Raw genomic sequence first — 20,642 nt, 5'->3', positions numbered from 1 at the left:
CGAAACGAAAGACGAGCCGGCGCTCAGCCGAACGCGGCGCCGCCGTCGATCGCGAGCGTGCGGCCGACGTACGCGTCGCATTCGATGATGAAACGCAGCCCGAGCCAGATCTCGTCGGTCGACACCATCCGCTTGAGCGGCATCTCGTCGATCAGCCGCGCGCGGGTCGCGGCGTCGAGCGTGGCCGCCATCGGCGTGTCGGTGAGGCCGGGCGCGAGGCCCGCGACGCGCACGCGGTGCTCGGCAAGCTCGAGCGCCCAGGTGCGGGTCAGCGCGTCGAGGCCCGCCTTCGCGGCCGCGTAGTTCGACTGTCCCGCGTTGCCGGCGCTGCTGACCGACGAGATGTTGACGATCAGGCCGTCGCTTGTCGCGCCGGCTTCGAGCCGCGCCGCGACGAACTCGCGCGCGAGCAGGAACGGCCCCGTCAGATTGATGCCGAGCACGCTGCCCCACTGCGCGGTCGGCAGCTTGCGCGCGTAGCGGTGCGCGTCGAGCGTCGCGAGCCGGCCGTCGCGCAGCACGCCTGCGTTGTTGACGAGCAGGTCGGGCACTGCGTCGGCGTCGACGAGCTCGGCCATCGCGGCCGCGACCGCGCGTTCCTGGCTGACGTCGACCGCCATCGTGCGCAGCCGCGCGGGGGCATGGCGCGTGTGAAGCGCGTCGGCGAGCGCGCGCAGGCCGGGCGCATGATGGTCGAGCGCGATCACGCGCGCCGCGCCCGCCGCGAGCAGCGCCTCGCAGAAGCGCTTGCCGATGCCGCTGGCAGCGCCCGTGACGAGCGCCGTGGTTCCTTCAATTCGCATCGCCGATCTCCTCGTTGATGACGTCGGTTGCGGGTTGCGCCGCCGCTGGCGGCGTCTGCTTCCGGCGCAGCGCGTCGCGTTCGGCGGGCGTCATGTCGCGCAGCCGCAGCCATGCGGCCGCGACTTTCGCCGTCGCGCCCGGCGACGTTTCGTGGCGCTCGATCAGCGCGGCCATGTCGGCCGGGGTGCGGCTCGCGAGCATGTCGCCGAGCGGCGGCTCGACACCGAACAGCTGGATCACGCGCGCGTGGATGCGGGTGAGCAGCAGCGAATTGCCGCCGAGTTCGAAGAAGTCGCTGTCGGGCGCGATCGATGTGTCGTCGAACACGCGCCGCCACAGCGCGCACACCATGTCCTCGAGCGCGTTGACGGCCGGGCGCGCCGGGGCGGCGGTGTGCGGCCGCGCGGGGGCCGCGGCCGCCGCGAGCGCGCGGCGGTCGAGCTTGCCGTTCGCGGTGCGCGGCAGCGCGTCGTGCAGCGCGAACATCTGCGGGACCATGTACGCGGGCAGTCGGCGGGCGAGCGCGTCGCGCAGCGGCGCGTCGTCGAACGGCCGCGCCGGGTCGCGCAGCACCAGATGCGCCTCGAGCCCCCACGCGCGGCCGTCGAGCCCGCGCCGCACCGTCGCGGCCGCGTCGGCGACGTTGTCGAGCGCGCGCAGGTGGGCTTCGACGTCGCCGAGCTCGATCCGGTAGCCGTTGATCTTCACCTGGTCGTCCGCGCGGCCGAGCAGCAGCAGCGTGCCGTCTTCGCCGCGCACCGCGAGGTCGCCCGTCGCATACAGGCGCGCGCCGGGTTCGGGCGACAGCGGATCGGGGCGGAAGCTGCGCGCGGTGCGGCCCGGCGCGCGCGTATAGCCCTGCGCGAGGCCCGCGCCCGCGATCGTCAGCTCGCCGACCACGCCGGGCGGCGTTTCGTGGCCGTCCGCATCGACGACGCGCAGCCGCGTCGCGTCGAGCGCGCCGCCGATGCGCGCGGCGGCGGCCGCGTCGGCGACAGGTTGAGCCGCCGACCAGATCGTCGTCTCGGTCGGCCCGTACACGTTCAGCAGCGCGACGCCGCGTGCGAGCAACGCGCCGGCCAGATCGGCCGGCAGCGCCTCGCCGCCGCACCACGCATGGAAGCCCGGCTGCGGACGCCAGTCGGCGGACAGCAGCAGGCGCCACGTGAGCGGGGTCGCCTGCAGCACGGTGGTCCGCTGGTCGGCGAGCGCGCGTGCGAGCGCAACGCCGTTCGCGGCCGTTTCGGCGGACGCGATCGCGAGGTGCGCGCGGGTCACGAGCGGCAGGAAGAGTTCCAGCGCCGCGATGTCGAACGACACCGTCGTCACGCTCGTCAGCACGTCGTCCGCGCCGAGCGGGAAGCGCGCGGCGAAGCTGCGCAGCAGGTTGACGAGGCCGCCGCGGCGCACGTCGACGCCTTTCGGGCGGCCGGTGCTGCCCGACGTGAATATCGTGTACGCGAGCGCGTCCGGATGCAGGCGTCGCGCGCGGGCAAGCGCGGCGCGGGCGGCAGTCGCGATGTCGTTCGCGGAAGGGGCGGCGGCGCCCGCCGGCGCGACGACCGGCACGCCCGCCGCTCCGAAGCCGCCATCCGGATGCGCGACGATCGCGACCGGTTTCGCATCGGCGAGCATCATCGCGCGCCGCTCGGCGGGCAGCAGCGGGTCGATCGGCACATAGGCGGCGCCGGCGAGCAGCGTGCCGACGAGCGCGGCGAGCAGATCGACTCCGCGTGGCAGGCAGACGGCGACCGTCGCGCCGGGACCGGCGCCGGCCGCCGCGAGCCGCTCGGCGAGCGCGCCCGCCTCGACGAACAGCGCGGCGCGCGCGACCGTGCGGTCCGGGCCGCGAACCTCGCTGGCCGGCGCGGCGTCGAGCGCCTCGGCGAACAGGTCGATCAGCTTGTCGGTGTCGACGAGCGGCGCAGCCGCGGCCGGCACGACTTCGGACGCATGAGAGGCGAGTGCGCCGATCGTGTCGCCGCGCCCATCCGCGATGCCGGCGGCCAGCTCGACGAGCGCGTCGACCAGCGCGTTCGCGCGCGCGGCGGGTAGCCGCGCCGCGTCGTGCACGGCATCGATGACGAGGCCGTCCGCGTTCGGCTTCACGTACAGCATCAGCGGATAGTTCGACGCCTCGTTCGCTTCGATCGCGCCGATTCGCAGGCCGCCCGCGTGCGCGCCCGCCTCGCGGTCGAGCGGATAGTTCTCGTAGACGAACACGCTGTCGAACAGCGGCTGCTGCGCGCTCGCGCCGCTCCACCGCTGGACGTCGACGAGGCTGCAGTGCTCGTGTCGCGCCACCGCCGACTGCGCGGCGAACAGCTGGCGCAGGAACGTGCCGACGGGCAGCGCGGGTCGGCAGTCGACGCGCACGGGCAGCGTAGAGATCAGCGCGCCGACCATGCGCTCGACGTCGGGCACGTCGGCGCCGCGCCCGGCGAACGTGACGCCGAACGTGACGTCGCGGGTGCGCGCGAGCCGCGACAGCAGCAGCGCATACGCGCCCTCGACCACCGTGTTGAGCGTCACGCGCTCGCGCGCGGCGACGGCGTTCAGCGCAGCCGTCATCCCCGACGACAGCCGGCGGCGCACCGCGCCCGGCTGCGTTGCGTGGACGGCCGAGCCGGCGGCGGGCGCCAGGCCGAGATCGAGCGGCGTGTGGCGCGGGCCGAGCGTCGCGCGCCAGAATGCCTCGGCGTCGCGCAGATCCTGCTGCGCGCGCAGCCGTGCGGCGACGAAGCGCCCATACGACGGCGCGGCGGGCAGCGACGGCGTGCGGCCGGCCGCGTCCGCCGCATAGCAGTGCGCGACTTCGCCGAGCAGGATCGCCATCGACCAGCCGTCGAGCAGCGCGTGATGATGGGTCCACACGAGACGCCACGGTGCGCCGTCGCGGCGCAGCAGCGTGATGCGCATCAGCGGCGGCCGCGCGAGATCGACGCCGCGGGCGCGATCCTCGGCGAGGAACGCGGCGAGGGCCTGCTCGGGATCGTCATGCGCGCCGATCTCGCGGATGTCGAGCGCGAGCGGCTGCGGCGCGTGCACGCGCTGCACCGGCTCGTCGAGATCGCGCCACGCGAAGCTCACGCGCAGCGCGTCGTGCCGCGCATAAACGTGCGACCACGCGCGAGCGAGGCGCGCCGGGTCGCACTCGCCGTCGACCGCCGCGACGATCTGCTCCAGGTAGACGCCTGCCGTCGCGTCGGCGGCGCGCGCGTGATACAGCATCCCTTGCTGGGTCGACGTCAGGCTCCAGATGTCGACGACCGGCGGCTCGGCGTCGAGCAGCGCCGGCAGCGCATCCGCGGGCACGCGAGCGAGCGGGAAATCGCTCGGCGCCGCTGCCGGGCGCGCGTCGCTCGCGGCGAGCAGCGCGTGCAGCTCGGCCTGCGCGCGATTGGCCATGGCACGCGCCGCGTCGTCGTCGAAGCGCCGCGCGTCGTAGTTCCAGCGCACGACGAGCCGGCCGTTCGCGACGAACGACACCACGTCGAGCGCGAAGCCGCGATCGTTGTCGTCGGCGGCGATCGGGCCGCAGTCTTCGTCGGCGAGCCGGATGCGCGACGCGGTGGGCAGCGCGCCGTCGGTCTGGCCGAGATAGTTGAAGCAGACGTCGGGCAGCGCGCTCGTCGCGAGCGGATCGTCCGGCCGGGCCGCATCGCGCAGCCGTCCGTAGCCGCGGCCGTGCGCGGGCACCGCGCGCAGCGCGTCCTTCGCCGCGCGCAGGCGCGCGAACGGCGACGGCGCGTCGAGCTGCTCGACGGCGAGCGGGTAGAGCGTCGTGAACCAGCCGAGCGCGCGTACGAGCGCCGCGTCCGAGCCGTCGCCGCGGCCGTGGTGCTCGACCGTCACGCCGATGCTGTTCGTGCGGGCTGCTTCGGCGAGCGCCGTCGCGAGCGCGGCGAGCAGGAGTTCCTGCGCGCTGGCGTGCAGCCGCGTCGCGGCGTGCTGCAGCAGGCGCGTCGTCGCGTCCGCGTCGAGCGCGTGCTCGACGGTGCGCAGGTCCGCGTAGCGTGCCGCACCCGCCGGCGCGAGCCGGCCCGCGCGCGCGACGCGCGGCGCGGCCTCGCGCCAGTAGCGCCGTTCGGCGTCATCGAGCGCGATCGACGCCTGCGCGCGCGCCCAGGCGACGAAGCCGGACGGGGGCGCGGCGACGGGCCGCGCGTGCAGCGCGTCGTGCAGGTCGCTCGTCAGCACGCGCCACGACACGCCGTCGACGATCAGGTGGTGCATCACGAGCAGCAGGCGCGCGGAGCCGTCCGCGAAGCCGCGCACGTGGAGCGCGCGGAACAGCGGCGGCGCGGCGAGGTCGAGGCTGCGCTGGGCGTCGCGGGCCAGCGCGGCGAGCGCGGCGGCGGCGCCGTCGGCCGGCACGCGCGCGGTGTGGAACCATGCGTCCGGCGCAACCGTGTCGGCCAGCAGTTCCTGCGCGACGCCGGCGTCGCCGACCGTGAAGCGCACGCGAAACACGTCGTGCGCGGCGACGACGGCGGCGAGCGCGTCGCGCACCGCGTCGCCGGTGAATTCTCCCGGCACGTCGAGCATCAGCGCCTGGTTCCAGTGCGCGGGCGCCGGCTGGCGCAGCGCGAAGAAGCGCGCCTGCGCGGGCGTGAGCGGCACCGGGCCGGGCTGCGCGGCGGCCCCGGTCTCGGCGCCGACCCGCACCGCGATGCGCGCGAGCGCGGCGATCGTCGGGTGCTCGAACACGTCGCGCGGCGAGACCTGCCAGCCGCGCTGGCGGGCGCGCGCGCTCACCTGCAGGCTGACGATCGAGTCGCCGCCGAGCGCGAGGAAGTCGTCGTCGACGCCGATCGCCGCGCGGCCGGGCAGCAGCTCGCGCCAGATGTCGGCGAGCATCCGCTCGACCGGCGTCGCCGGCGCGCGCGACGGCGCTGCGCGGCCGGCCGGATCGCCCGCCGGATCGACGGACGGAAAACCGTTGCGGTCGGTCTTGCCGTTCGGCAGCAACGGCCAGTCGGCGGTTTCGACGAACGCGCCCGGCACGAGCGATGCGGGCAACCGGTCGCCGAGGAAGCCGCGGTAGTCGGCCGGCGCGGTATCGCCGGCGTCGCCGGCGTGCCGTTCGATCCAGGCGACGAGCCGCACGCTGCCGTCCGGCATCGCGCGCGGCAGCACCGCGCAGCGCCGCACGGCGGGGTGCGTCGCGAGCAGGCTTTCGATTTCGCCCGGCTCGACACGCGAGCCGCGCAGCTTCAACTGGTGATCGCCGCGGCCGAGATAGTCGAGCCGGCCGTCGGGCAGGCGGCGCGCGAGGTCGCCGGTGCGGTACAGGCGGCCGCCGGCCGCGCCCGGCAGCGGGTCGGGCAGGAAGCGCCGCGCGGTTTCGCCGGGGCGGCCGTGATAGCCGCGCGCGAGCCCCGCGCCGCCGATCCAGATCTCGCCCGCGACGCCCGCCGGCACGGGCTCCATTTGCGCGTCGAGGATGAATACGTCGACGTTGTCGATCGGCGTGCCGAGCGACGGCGGCACGTCGTTTGCACCGTCGCGATCGACGACGACGCAGCTCGTCGCGTCGACGGTCGTCTCGGCCGGGCCGTACAGGTTGATCAGCTGCGCGCGCCATGCCTGCCGGAAGCGCTCGGCCGTCGCGCCGCGCAGCGCTTCGCCGCCGACGAACACGCGCGTCACGCGCCGCAGACGGGCGAGCGCGGCCGGATCGTCGAGAATCACGTCGAGCAGGCTCGGCACGAGCTGCACGACCGTCGCGCCGCTGCGCTCGGCCGCGTCGGCGAGCGCGTTCACGTCGCGCGACGCGTCGGCGGGCGCGAGTGCGAGCGTCGCGCCGCTCACGAGCGGCGCCCAGAATTCCCACACCGATGCGTCGAAGCTCACCGGCGTTTTCTGCAGCACGACGTCGGTTGCGTCGAGCGGGAAGCGGCGTGCCATCCAGTGCATGTGGTTCGCGAGCGCGCCGCGCGACACGGCGATCGGCTTCGGCCGTCCGGTCGAGCCCGACGTGAAGACGAGGTACGCGAGCGCGGCGTCGGGCACGTCGCGCGCGATCGGCGCGGCGCCGGCCTGCGCGGCGCCGGCGCGGAAGTCGTCGAGCAGCAGCAGGTCGGCACTCGGCGCCGGCAACTGCGCGGCCGTGGCTTCGGTCGCGACGACGAGCACGGGTCGCGCATCGTCGAGCGTCATCTGCAGCCGCGCGGCCGGCAGGCGGCCGACGTCGAGCAGGCAAGACGCGCCGCCCGCCTTCAACACGCCGACGAGCGCGACCGCGAGCCGCACGTCGCCCGGCGCGAGCGCGATCGCGACGACCGCGTCCGCGCCGATGCCGCGCGCGATCAGGCGCGCGGCGAGCGCGTCCGACGCTGCGTCGAGCGCGGCGAAGTCGAGTTCATCCGCTACGCCGCGCACCGCGCAGCGCCGCGGATGCGCGTGTGCGGCAGCGCGCACGCGCGCGAGCAGGTCGCCCGCCGGCACGTCGGCGGGCTCGCCGCGCGACGCGCGCAGCGCGGCGTCGTCGGCCGCGGCGAAGCGCGTGCCGGCATCGTCCGGCCGCGCCGCGAAATGCCCGGCCGCCTGCACGTAGCAATCCGCGAGCCACGCGATCTGCGCATCGGAGAACGCATCGCGGTCATAGGACAGCGACACCGTCATCCCGCGCGCGCCGTCGTTCGTGCGCGTGACCGCAAACGTCGTCGCGCACGGAATCTCGACCGCCTCGTGGCTGCGCGCCTCGAGGACGGTCAGCGCGCCGTCGCGCCGCAGCGCGTCGTACGCATGGAAATCGACGAAATTGAACGACGTGTCGAACAGCGCCGCGCCGTCGCCCGCCGCGCGCAGGCCCGCGATCGCGGCCATCGGATAGCGGCGATGCGCGAACACGTCGGCTTCGGCGGCGGCGACCGCGCGCGCGAGCGCCGTCCAGTCGCGCGCATCGACGGCGAGCCGGAACGGCAGCGTGTTGAGGAACAGGCCGACCATCGCCGCGCCGTCGGCCTGCGCCGGGCGGCCGTTCGACACGAGGCCCGTCACGACGTCGCGCGCGCCGCTCGCGAGCGACAGCACCTGCAGATGGATCGCGAGCAGCAGCGCCTTGAGCGGCAGCCCGTTGCGCGCCGCATGCGCACGCAGCGCGGCGACGGTCGAATCCGGCAGCGCGCGATCGTGCCGGCCTGCGCGCCGCGTCCGCGGATCGCGCGCCGTGTGCGGCCAGCGCGGCAGCGCGGTCGACGGCGCGCCGGCCAGCCGTTCGGTCCAGAAGCGGCGCGTATCGGCATCGTCGAGCGCGGCTTGCTCCAGCCGCACGAATTCGCGATACGGCGTGGCCGGCGCGACGAGCTCGCCGCCGCCGACGAGCGTCGCGAAATCGGTGAGCAGCCGCGCGAGGCTCCAGCCGTCGAGGATCGCGTGATGGAACGCGATGCCGATCTGCCAATCGTCGCCGCCGAGCGCCTGCAGCACGATGCGCAGCGGCGACGGCTGCCGCGGATCGCAGCGTTCGGCGCGCAGCCGCTCGAGCAGGCCGGTGAAGCGGCGTTCGCGTTCGAGCGGGTCGAGCGCGCTCAGGTCCTCGAGGTCCGAGCGCGGCGTCGCGCGCGCATGGACGAGCTGCAGCGGCCGCTCGACGCCGTCGAGCAGGAAGCGCGTGCGCAGCACCGGATGCGCGGCGGCGAGCGCGTCGAGCGCGGCGGGAACGCGCTCGACGTCGATGCGGGCCCGCACGTGGAAGCACATCGCGTCGTAGTACAGGTCCCGCTCGTCGCCCGATTCGGCGTGGTGCAGCATGCCCGCCTGCAGGCGCGCGAGCGGATACGCATCCTCGACGTCCGCCGGCAGGCGGCGGCGCTCGTCGTCGCGGATCAGCGAGAACGGCGCGGTGGACGGCGCACCGTCGCGCGGCGCGGGCGCGTCTTGCCCGTCGCGCGGCTTCGCGGCCAGCAGCGCTTCGATCGTCCGGTGCCGGAACAGGTCCGCGATGTCGATCTCGAAGCCGCGCTCGCGCGCGAGGCCGGCGACGCGGATGCTGCGGATCGAATCGCCGCCGAGCGCGAAATAGTCGTCGCGCACGCCGACCGCGTCGACGCCGAGCGCTTCGCGCCAGACGGCCGCGAGCGCTGCCTCGTCGGCGTTGCGCGGTGCGATGTGCGCGTCCGCCGCGCGGGCCGGCGCGGGCAGTGCGTGCCGGTCGAGCTTGCCGTTCGACGTCAGCGCGAACGCGGGCGTCGCGATCAGGAACGACGGCACTTCGTGCGCGGGCAGCCGCGCTTCGAGATGGCGGCGCAGCGCGTCGACGTCGACCGGGACGCCGGGGCGCGCGACGAACCACGCGCACAGGCGCGCGTCCTGTGCCGCCGCTTCGCCCCGCTCGGCCGCGACGAATGCGTCGGCGACGCCCGGATGCGCGAGCAGCGCCGCGCGGACTTCGTTCGGCTCGATCCGGTGGCCGCGGATCTTGAGCGCATCGTCGCCGCGGCCGACGTACACGAGCTCGCCGTGCGCGTCGCGCCGCGCGAGATCGCCGGAATGGTAGACGCGCTCCGCGCCGACGCCCGTGAAGCGCTGCGCGGTGAGTTCGGGCCGGTTCAGGTAGCCGAGCGCGACGCCCGCGCCGCCGACCAGGATCTCGCCCGTCGCGCCGTCGGGCACGTCGTGACCGCACGCGTCGACGACGCGGATCGTCAGGTCCGCGAGCGGCTCGCCGATCGGCGACGCGTCGGCGTCCACGTCCTGCACGCGCATCGTGCGCAGCGTCGCGTGCACGGTGATCTCGGTGATCCCGTACAGGTTGTTCAGGCGCGGCGTCGCGTCGCCGCGCCGCGCGATCCAGCCGGCGAGGTCGCGCGGATGGAGCGCCTCGCCGCCGAACACGACGTGGCGCAGCGCGAGCGCGAGCCGCAGCTGCGCGTCGGCCGCGTCGAGCATCCTGAACGATGACGGCGTCTGGCTCAGCATCGTCACGCGCTCGGCGTCGAGCAGCGCGAGCAGCGCGTACGGATCGCGTGCGGTCTCCCGCGACGCGATCGCGACGCGCCCGCCGTGCAGCAGCGCGCCCCACAGCTCCCAGACGGAGAAGTCGAACGCGAACGAATGCGTGCAGCTCCACGTGTCGTGCGGGCCGAAGCCGAAGTGCGCGCGCGTCACGGCGAACAGGCGGCTCACGTTGTCGTGGCTCACGAGCACGCCTTTCGGCTGGCCGGTCGAGCCCGACGTGTAGATCACGTAGGCCGGCTGGTCGCGCTCGACCGGCTCGAACGCGGTGTCGGCGGCCGGCGCCGGCCAGCTGTCGAGGTCGTCGATCAGCAGCAGGTCGCAGCCTTGCGGGGCACGCGCGGCGGTCGAACGCACGGCAAGCAGTTGACGCGCGCCGCTGTCGGCGACGAGGTACGCGAGCCGTTCGTCCGGATGCGTGCTGTCGAGCGGCACGTAGCAGCCGCCCGCGAGCAGCACGCCGAGCATCGCGGCGACGGCGGACGCATCGCGTTCGAGCAGCAGCGCCACGCGATCGCCGCGCGCGAGGCCGGCCGCGCGCAGCCGCGCGGCGATCGCGCGGGCGTGCGCGGCGAGCTGCGCGTAGGATGCGCGGCCGCCCGGATGCGTGACGGCGATGCGCTCGCCGGCGTCGGCGGCGAGCTCGAGAAACCGTTGCGCGAGGCCGGGAGCGGGCGCCTGGCGTTCGGCGGCCGGCGGCAACAACGGCGCCGCCGGCCGTTCCGGCCGCAGGCCGACGTCGCGCAGCGGCGCCGCCGCATCCTCGACGAACGCGTGCACGACATGCAGCACGGCGTCGAGCACGCCTTGAGCCGCGTGTGCGTCGATGCGCGCCTCGTCGAAGCCGAGCTTCACGCCGATGCTGTCCGGCCCCGGCGCGAAGCTCAGCGTCAGTGGCAGGTGCGTGTGCTCTTCCTGCCGGACCTCCGAGATCCGGAAGCCGACGTCGGCCGATTCGAGCGCGTCCTGCAGCGGGAAGTTGTCGACCGCGACCAGGCATTCGAACAGCGGCCGGTCCGGTGCGACGCCGGCCGCGTCGCGCACGTCGGGCAGCGCGCAGTGCGCGAGCCGCAGCAGGCCATGCTGGCCGCGCTGCACGTCGGCGAGCCACTCGGCGACGCAGCGTGCGTCCGGCACCGCGACCCGGAACGGCACGGTGTTCGCGAGCAGCCCGACCATCTGCTGGATGCCGTCGACGGGCGCGGTGCGGCCCGACAGCACGAGCCCGAACACGGCTTCGCCGGCGCGCGCGAGGCGGCTCAGCACGAGCGCGCACGCGCCGATCAGCACGGTGCCGGCCGTCACACGTGCTGCCGCCGCGAGCCGCGCAACGTCCGCCGCGGGCAGCGCGGCACGCAGCGCGCGCATGCGCCGGCCGTCCTCGCCGGGCCGCGCCGCGCGATCGACGCCGAGCGGCATCGGCAGGCTCGCGCCGTCGAGCAGCGTGCGCCACGCGTCGACGTCCCGTGCGCGATCCTGCGCGCCGAGCCAGTCGACGTAATCGGCGAAGCGGGCGCTGGCGGGCAGGGCCGCGTGCGCCGGATGTGCGTAGAGCGCGAAGAAATCCTTCAGCACGAGCGGCAGCGACCAGCCGTCGATGATCACGTGATGGTGGGTCCAGACCAGTGTCCAGCGCGCGTCGTCGTCGCGGATCAGCGCGACGCGCATCAGCGGCGGACGGTTCAGCCGGAAGCCCTGCCGGCGCTGTTCGTCGGCGAAGCGGGCGAGCGCGTCGGCGCGTGCGGCGGCGGGGCGCTCGCGCCAGTCCTCGACGGTCAGCGGCACCGTCGCATCGGTGAACACGACCTGCCGGGGCTCCGACTGGCCGCGCGTGACGAATGCGCTGCGCAGCGTCTCGTGACGGCGCACGAGCGCCGCGAGCGCGGTGCGGAAGCGCTCGGGATCGACGTCGCCGTCGAGCCGGCAGACGATCTGCTCGAGATACGCGGGGCTGTCGGGGGCCGCGAGTGCGTGGAACAGCATGCCGCGTTGCAGCGGCGACAGCCCGATGATGCGCTCCACGGCGGGAACGGATCGCGGGTCGGAAACGGCGGGGCGGTTCTGAGCTTGGCTCATTCTGTATCCGTGAGGTCGAGAAGCAGGGCATCGAGTTCGGCGGGCTGCAACTGCTCGCCGCCCGGAAGCGGCGACGAAGCAGGCGATGCGTCAGGGTCCGTGGCGGCTTGCGCCGCGAGATGCGCGCACAGCGCGCGCAGCGCGTCGCCGGTCAGCGCGGCGAGGCGTTCGACGTCGGGGGCTGCGCCGCCGGTCGGCGCGCCGCTGTACGCGAAGCGGATCGACAGCGCGCCGGCCGCGATTGCCGCGTCGATCGCGAGCGGATGCAGCACCGGGTCGTCGGGCGCGCGGCCGTCGGGCAGGCCGCCCGCCGCGATACGCGCGCCAAGTTCGGGCAGCGCGCCGGCGTCGCCGTCGGCGGCCGTGCCGAGATAGTTCCAACTGACCGCGCGCGGATGCGCATCGGCGAGCGTGCCGTGCCGCGTCAGCACGCCGAAGCCGATGCCGCCGTCGGGCGCCGCGCGCAGCAGCGCCTTCGCGCGGGCGATCGCGGCGTCCCAGTCGTCGTCGGATTCGATGCGCAGCGGGTAGACGCAGGTGAACCAGCCGACCGTTTGCGACACGTCGGCGTCGATGCCGGCCGGCGCCTGCCGGCCGTGGCCTTCGACGTCGACCTGCAATGCGGCGCCGTCGGTCCAGCGGCGCCATGCGCGCGCGAGCGCGGCCAGCAACAGCTCGTGCGTGCGGGTGTCGCGCACGCGATTGAGCGGGCCGTTCAGCCGGGCGGTGAATTCGGCGTCGAACGCGAGCCGTACGGTGTCGAGCGCATCGACGCGGCCAGGTGCGCCGAGCGTGTCGGCGGCGTCGCGCGACGTCGCGGCCAGCATCGCTTCCCAGAAGCCGCGCTCGGTCTCGCGGGCGGCGGCGGTCGCGGCGAGCGCGTCGTTCCAGCGGCGGTAGCTCGTCGAGCGCGGCGCGGCCGGCATCGGTTCGCCGCGCCGTGCGGCGCCATAGCATGCGTCGAGATCGGCGAGCAGGATGCGCCACGACGCGACGTCCATCACCAGATGATGGGCGACGACGATCAGCTCCGGCGCGCCGCTCGGGCCCTGCGGCACGTACGCGGCATGCGCGACGGGGCCCTGCACCGGATCGAGCGTCGTCTGCAGCGCGGCCGCGTACGCGCCGAGCGCTGTGTCGTCGGCGAGCGCGGCGGGCGCGATCGCGAGCGGCAGCAGCGCGGCGCCGTCGCGCGGCGCATAGCGTTGCCGCCAGCCGCCCGCGCCCCGTTCGACGCGCAGCCGCAGCGCGTCGTGACGCAGTGCGAGCGCGGCCAGCGCGCGGGCGAGCGCGTCGGGTTCGAGCGGCGCCGCGAGCGCGAGCCGCACGTCGATCGTGAAGCGTCGCGGCGCGTCGATGCAGGCCGCGCCGCGTTCGAGGAACCAGCGCTGGATCGGCGCGAGCGGCACGTCGGCCGCGTCGGGTTCCGGCTCGGCCGCGCGCGCCGGCGCATGCGCCGCGTCGCGCGTGCGGCAGAGGTCGGCGATCGCGCGCGGCGTGCGCAGCTCCAGCACCTCGCCCGCGCCGATCCTGATGCCGTGCCGCAGCAGCGTCACGCCGACCTGCAGCGCGAGGATCGAGTCGCCGCCGAGCGCGAAGTAATCGTCGTCGACGCGTGCATCGGGTACGCCGAGCACCTGGCGGAACGCGTCGCGCACCCAGCGCTCGACGTCGTCGCGCGGCGCGTCGGCCACCGGGTCGTCGGCCGGGCGCGGAGCGGGGGCATGCGCATCGCGCAGCGCCGCGCGGTCGATCTTGCCCGACGACGTGAGCGGCCACGCCGTCACGGCGACGAAGCGCGCCGGCACCTCGTGCAGCGCGAGCGAATGCGCCGCCCGCGCGCGCAGCGCGTCGGCGTCGAACTCGGCGGCGTCGCGCGGAATCACGAACGCGGTCAGCTCCGGGCGGCGCCCGGCTTCGGTCACGTCGACCAGCGCCTCGCGCACCGCCGGATCGCGCAGCAGTACGCCCGCGATGCCGTCCGGATCGATCCGGTAGCCGCGCAGCTTCACGTGGCCGCCCGCGCGGCCGAGATAGCGGATCGAACCGTCGGCGAGCATGACGCCGCGGTCGCCGGTCCGGTACAGGCGCGCGCCGGGCACGGCCGACGCCGGGTCCGGCACGAAGCTCGCGGCGGTGAGCCCGGGGCGGCCGAGATAGCCGCGCGCGAGCGCGGGCCCGCCGACGCAGATCTCGCCCGCGACGCCGATCGGCGCCACGCCGAGCCATTCGTCGAGCACGACGGTCCGCACGCCTTCGATGCCTGCGCCGATCGGCGGCAGCGGCTCGTGCGCGTCGCATACGTGCAGGCTCGCGCAGACGGTCGCTTCGCTCGGCCCATATGCATTGACGACGCGCCGGCCGCGCGCCCAGCGCGCGAGCAGCCCGGCGGGCGCGGCCTCGCCGGCGGCGACGATCGTCCCGACTCCCGCGAGCGCGGCGTCGTCGAGCGCCGCGAGGAGCGACGGCGGCAACGTAACGTGCGTGACGCGCCCCGCGCGGGCGGCGTCGAGCAGCGCGTCCGACGTGCCGCTTTGTTTCGCGCCTTCGGGCGGCAGCACGAGCGCGGCGCCGCTCGACAGCGCCGTGAAGATCTCCGCGACCGAGGCATCGAACGTGAGCGGCGGGAACAGGAAGATCCGGCTGTGCGGATCGACCGCGAACCCCGCGTGCATCGCGTGGCACATGTTCGCGATGCCCGCGTGCGTGACGCCGACGCCTTTCGGCTCGCCGGTCGAGCCCGACGTGTAGATCACGTACGCGAGGCTCGACGCCGGCGGTGGCGGCGCGGCCGCTTCCGACACGTCGCCGGTTGCTTCGAGCAGGCCGGCGACGCGCAGCGCGACGACGCCGTCGGCGTCGGGCGGCGTTGCGTCGTCCGGGACGATCACGAAGCGCGCGCCGGCGTCGCGCAGCATGTAGCTGACCCGCGCAGCGGGGTAGTGCGGATCGAGAGGCAGGTACGCGGCGCCCGCCTTCAGGATGCCAAGGAGCGCCGCGATCGCGTTCGCGCCGCGCGGCAGCATCATCCCGACGACCGTTTCCGGTCCGGCACCGAGCTGGCGCAGGTGCGCGGCGACCGTGTCGGCGCGGCGCGCGAGCGCCGCGTAGGTCAGCGTGGCCGTCGGCGTGATCAGCGCGGGCGCGTCGGGCCGGCGCGCGGCGGTGCGCTCGAACAGGGCGTGCGCGAGCGGCGCGTCGTGCGTGGCGCCATCGGCCCCGGCGGGTGCGGCGCCGGACCGCGCGGCCGGCTCGTCGCCGATTTCGGCCAGCGTCGCGCCGGGCGTCGCGGCGAACCGCTCGACGAGCCGCGCGAGCCGTTCGACGAGCGCCGCCGCCTGCGTGTCCGGATAGCGGTTCGCATCGTATTCGAGCCGCAGCGCGAAGCGCTCGCCGGGAATGATCGCGAGCGTGACCGGGTAGTTTGTGTGCTCGTGATAATCGGGCCGGGCGAACACGAGGCCGTCGGGCGCGGCGAAGTCGCCTTCGACCGGATAGTTCTCGAACACGACGAGCGTATCGAACAGCTCGTTCGTTTCCGCGCCGGCCGTGCGCAGGATGTCGGACAGGCGCTCGTGCTCGCTCGCGTGCAGCTCGGCGAGCGCCTGCTGCACGCGGGCGAGCAGCGCACGCACGGTCTGCGCCGGCGCGAGCGTCACGCGCAGCGGCAGCGTGTTGATGAACAGGCCGATCATCGCGTCGGCGCCCGGCGCGCCGCTCGAGCGGCCCGACAGCGTGACGCCGAACGCGACGTCGGCGCCGACGCCGCTGCGCGCGAGCAGCAGCGCCCACGCGGCGTCGAACACGGTGCTCGGCGTCACGCCTGCGTCGCGCGCGAGCTGCTCGATCGCGTCGCTCGCTTCGCGCGTCAGCACGATGTCGTGGCGCGCCTGGCGTGCCGGCCCTCGCGCGGGCGCGGCGAGGCGTGCGGGCGCGAGCCCCGCGAGGCGGGCGCGCCACGCGTCGGGCGTCGCGCCCGGCGCGCGCAGCGCGAGCCACGCGAGATGGTCGGCGAACCGGCGGGGCGCGGGCAGCGCCGCGTCGCGCCCCGTATACATTGCGATCAGCTCGCGGAAGAACACCGGAATCGACCAGCCGTCGAGCAGGATGTGATGGAAGCTCCACAGCCAGCGATGCCGCTGCGGGCCGAGCGTCGCGATCGTCAGCCGCATCAGCGGCGGGCGCGCGAGGTCGAACGGCTGCGCGGCGTCGTCGCGCAGCCATTGCGCGAGTCGTGCGTCCTGCTCGGCGGGCGTGGCGGCGTCGGACCAGTCGAGCCACGCGACGGGCAGCGTCGGCTGCGCGTCGACGAACTGGATCGGCCGGCCACCCGCGCGCGCGACGAAGCCCGCGCGCAGCGCGTCGTGCCGCGCGAGCATCGCCTGCCATGCGGCCGCGAAGCGCGGCAGGTCGAGCGGGCCGTCGACGACCGCCGTGATCTGCTCGTGGAACGCGGTCGAGTCGCGGTGAACGCTCGTCTCGAACAGCATGCCTTCCTGCAGCGGCGTGAGGCTTGCAAGCATCGCCGCGTCGGTGACCTCGGGCGCAAGCTCGTCCATCTCGCGTTGCGCGACGCGCGCGAGCGGATGGTCGGCCGCGAGCTGCAGCGCGGCGGCGATCGCGTCGAGCAGCGCGTCGAGACGCGCGATCCAGCGCTGCGCCGCGTCGTGCACGCACTGCGGATCGAGCACCTGCGGCGCATAGCGCCAGTCCATCCGCAGCTCGCCGTCGATCACGCTCGCGACCACGTCGAGCGTGAAGCTGCGGCGATTCGCGGCGCCGCGCTCGCCGGCGATCAGGTCCGGGCGCAATGCGAACGTGCCGTTCGCCGGGCGGCCGATCACGCCGAGGAAGTTGAAGCTGATCTCCGGCAGGCCGGCGGCGTCGAGCCGCTGCCGCGCGTCGTGCGACGCGCCGAGCCAGCGCACGAGGCCGTATTCGTGGCGGCGCGGCGCGAGCGCGGCGAGCGTGTGGGCGGCGCGCGCGAGCAGGTCGAGCGGCGCGTCGTCCCGCAGGCAGCCGTCGAGCACGAGCGGGCTGAGCGCGGTGAACCAGCCGACGAGCGACGACGTGTCGACGCCGAATTCGCCGTCCCGGCCGTGATGTTCGAGCGTGAGCGCGACGCGCTCGCTGTCAAGCGCGGGTGCGAGCGCCGCGCACAGCGACGCGATCAGGATCGCCTGGGTGCGCGAACGGCGGCCGGCCGGGCCGGAGTCGAGCAGGCGCGCGGTCTGTCGCGGCGACAGCCGCCACGTGTCGACCCGCGTGTCGGCTTCGAGGCCCGGGGCCGGCGCGCGCAGCGGCAGCGCAGCGAAGCCGCCTTCGGCGAGCGCGAGCCACGGTGCGGGGTCGGCCGCCAGCGCGGCGGCGCTCGTCGCGCGATGCCAGTCCGCGAGCAACGCGGCCGGCGCGGGCGGTGGTGCGTCGCCCGCGAGCGACGCGGCGAGCTGGTGCAGCAGCACCGACCACGAGAACGCGTCGACGGCGACGTGATGCACGGCGAGCGCGAGCAGCGCGGGCGCGCCGTCGCGGTGGATCAGCGCGGCGCGCGCGAGCGGGCCGTTCAGCAGGTCGAGCCGCGCGGCGAGCGACGCGATATGCGCGCGCGCCTCGTCGTCGTTCGCGGCCGTGCGGACGTCGAGCGGAAAGCGCTCCGGCGCCGGCGCGGCAGGCCCGTCGCCGTCCGCCGGCGCGAACGCGACGCTCGCGCGGCCCGCGTCGAGCGTCACGCGCTGGCGTAGCGCCGCGTGCCGCGCGGCCAGTTGCCGCAAGGCGTCGCGCAGCGGCTCCGGCGCGATCGCGCGGGTCGTCTCGACGACGATCGTCTGCGCCCAGTGATTCGGCTCGGCAAGGCCGAGCTGCGCGAACCACGCGACGATCGGCGTCGGCGGCAGTGGGGCATCCGCGTGCGGCTCGCCAGCCGCGCGCGGTGCGGCCAGCGGCGCGTGGGCATGCGGCGCGCGATCCAGTTCCGCCGCGAGCGCGCGCAGGCTGGTGCCGCCGAGCATCTGGCCCGGCGTCAGGTGCAGCCCCTTGCCGCGCGCCTCGACGATCGCGCGCAGCGCGCTCAGGCTGTCGCCGCCGAGCGAGAAGAAGCTGTCGTCGCGGCCGGGCTCGCGGCCGAGGATGCGCGCCCAGACCTCGGCGAGCGCCTGCTCGGTCGGGGTGGCCGGTGGCGTGGGGGGCGCGTCGGCGTGGCTGTCGGCCGTGTTTGCGGGTGCCGTTGCGCCGGTGGCCGGTTGCGGCGCAGCGAGCCCCGGCAGCGGCAACCGCGCGATCGGCGCGAGCGGGTCGCGCAGCGCCGCGTCGAGCAGGTCGGCGAAACTCGCGAGCCAGGTGTCGGCGGTCGGCGCATCGAGCACGTCGCAGCGATGCTCGAGCGCCGCATGCAGCGCGTCCGCGCGCGGCTCCAGCATCATCGTCAGGTCGAACTTCGCGGCGGCCGGATACACGGGCACGACGTCGAGCGACAACGCGCCGAGCTTCGGCGCGCGCAGCGGCGCGCTCTGCAGCGCGAACAGCGCGTGGAACAGCGGCGTGTCGATCGCGTCGCGCGCATGCCGTCGCGCGACCTCGTCGAACGGCGCGCGCGAATGCGCGAACGCTTCCAGCACGACGCCGCGGCAGCGCGCGACCAGCGTCGCGAAATCGGGCTCGCCCGACACGTCGAAGTCGAGTACGAGCGTATTCGCGAAGAAGCCGATCATCGGCTCGAACTCCGGGCGCAGCCGGTTCGCGACCGGCGTGCCGATCGCGAGCCGCGTCGCGTCGCTCGCGCGATGCAGCAGCGCGGCGAACGCGGCGAGCAGCACGACGAACGGCGTCGTGTCCGCTTCGCGCGCATATTGCTCGACACGCCTGGCGTGCAGCGCGGCGAGCGGGCGCTGTGTCGTGCGTCCCGGCGCCGCACGCCGCGCGGCCGGTGCGGCCGCGTGCGGGAACGGCAACGGCGTGAGCGGTGCGAGCCGGCTTGCCCAGAAATCGACGTCGGCGGTCAACGCGTCGCCGGCTTCTGCTTCCCAGGCCGCGTAGTCGCCGTACTGGAGCTCAGGCGCATCGGGCGCGCTTGCCGCGACGCCGGTTTCGAACGCGTATTGCGCATCGAGCTCGCCGACGATCCGGTCGAGCGACCAGCCGTCGCACGCGATGTGATGGATCACGAGCGACAGCACGTGCTCGTCCGGCGCGAGCGCGAACAGCGCCGCGCGCAGCATCTGCGGGCGGCGCAGGTCGAACGGCGTCGCCGCTTCGCCGGCGAGGCGCGCGTGCAGCGCGTCGCGCGCGAGCGGTTCGCGCACCAGCTCGAAAGGGGCGTTCGGATGAACGAACTGCATCGGCTTGCCGTCGACCGCGCCGTAACTCGTGCGCAGGATTTCGTGGCGGCGCACGAGCGCGTCGAGGCTGCGCGCGAGCGCGCCGGCGTCGAGCGCACCGACGATGCGCAGCGCGAGCGGGATCGCGTACGCGGTCGAGTCCGGGTCGAGTTGCGCCAGCATCCACAGGCGCCGCTGCGCGCGCGATTGCGGAAAGACGAAGACGTCGTGCGTGTCGAGCGGATCGCGGTTCGTTTGCGTCATGTCAAAGGGCTTTGTCGAGAGTCGTGAGGTGCGAGCCGTCCGGCCCGGCGGAAATCCGTGCGCGGACACGTGCCGCGCGGCGCACCGGCGTGGGCGTCGCCGCACCCGCTGCGCGCGCGTCGGCCGCGAGCGCATCGATCCACGCGGCGAGCGCGTGCAGCGTCGGCTGCGTGAACATCCCTTGCAGCGGCAGATCGAGGCCCGTCGCGAGACGCGCCGCGTTCAGCGCCTTGAGCGACGCGATGCTGTCGCCGCCGAGCGCGAAGAAGCTGTCGTGCCGGGCGGGTTCGCGGCCGAGGACGCGGGCCCAGATGTCGGCGAGCAGGCGCTCGGTGGGTGTCGCGGGCGGTTCGCGGCCGGCGTCGTCGGCCATGGCTTCGGGCCTGGGCAGCGCGCGGCGGTCGAGCTTGCCGTTGACGGTGAGCGGCAGCGCGTCGAGGACGACGACGTGCGCGGGAATCATGTGGGCCGGCAGGCGCGCGGCGAGGTGCGCGCGCAGCGCGGCGGGGTCGGGTGCGTCGTTCGCGGCGCTTGCGTAGGCGACGAGTCGCGCATGGCCGTGCGCGTCGTCGTCGGCGACCACGGCCGCATCGCGCACGTCCGGGTGATCGCGCAGCGCGGCCTCGATCTCGCCCGGTTCGATCCGGAAGCCGCGAATCTTGATCTGCTGGTCGGCACGGCCGAGATAGACGATCTCGCCGTCGGCGCGGCGTCGCGCGAGGTCGCCCGCGCGATAACGCCGCGCGCCGGGCTCGCCGTCCGGATCGGGGAGGAAGCGGGCGGCGGTGAGCCCGGGGCGGTTCAGATAGCCGCGCGCGACGCCGGCGCCGCCAACGTGAATCTCGCCGGCGACGCCGTCGAGCACGGGCTCGCCGTGACGATCGAGGAGCTGCAGCGAGAGATCGGCCAGCGGCGCGCCGATCGGGCTGAGCGGCGCGTCGGCATCGGCGCGGCGCAGCGTGCGCGCGGTGACGTGGACGGTGGTCTCGGTGATGCCGTACATGTTGACGAGACGAGGGCGCTCGTCGCCGTAGCGATCGAACCAGTCGCGCAGCGCGGCGGGGTCGAGCGCTTCGCCGCCGAACACGACCAGGCGCAGCGCGGGAAGCGAGCCGGGCTGCCGGTCGAGCAGGCGGAAGGCCGAAGGCGTCTGGCTGAGGACGGACACGCGCTGCGCGCGCAGGAAATCGGCGAACGCGAGCGGATCGCGGCTCGTCTCGAAGG

Annotated in this window: 4 protein-coding genes; all 4 read right to left on the bottom strand. The window is 75.0% G+C overall.

From position 1 onward, the window contains the following. Positions 1-23: 23 nt before the first annotated feature. Entirely contained in the window at positions 24-803 is a 780-nt protein-coding gene (locus HWX36_RS26230; protein ID WP_175956062.1) for an SDR family NAD(P)-dependent oxidoreductase, read from the bottom strand. Next, positions 793-11,841, bottom strand: coding sequence for a non-ribosomal peptide synthetase (locus tag HWX36_RS26225; protein WP_175956061.1), 11,049 nt, complete (start codon positions 11,839-11,841; stop codon positions 793-795). Before HWX36_RS26225 ends, HWX36_RS26230 begins: the two co-directional genes overlap by 11 nt. Next, positions 11,838-19,418: a non-ribosomal peptide synthetase gene (locus HWX36_RS26220; protein WP_175956060.1), complete on the bottom strand. Its 7,581-nt coding sequence runs from the start codon at positions 19,416-19,418 to the stop codon at positions 11,838-11,840. The genes HWX36_RS26225 and HWX36_RS26220 overlap by 4 nt, the downstream gene beginning before the upstream one ends. Before the next feature lies 1 nt (position 19,419). Then, the coding region (locus tag HWX36_RS26215) for a non-ribosomal peptide synthetase (protein ID WP_175956059.1) at positions 19,420-20,642 on the bottom strand (1,223 nt) is incomplete at its 5' end.

It is taken from the genome of Burkholderia sp. BCC0405 (assembly GCF_902833075.1).
Classification (GTDB): Bacteria; Pseudomonadota; Gammaproteobacteria; order Burkholderiales; family Burkholderiaceae; genus Burkholderia.
The sequence above is the reverse complement of the archived record's forward strand: the minus strand, read 5'-3'. Positions and strand labels throughout refer to the sequence as shown.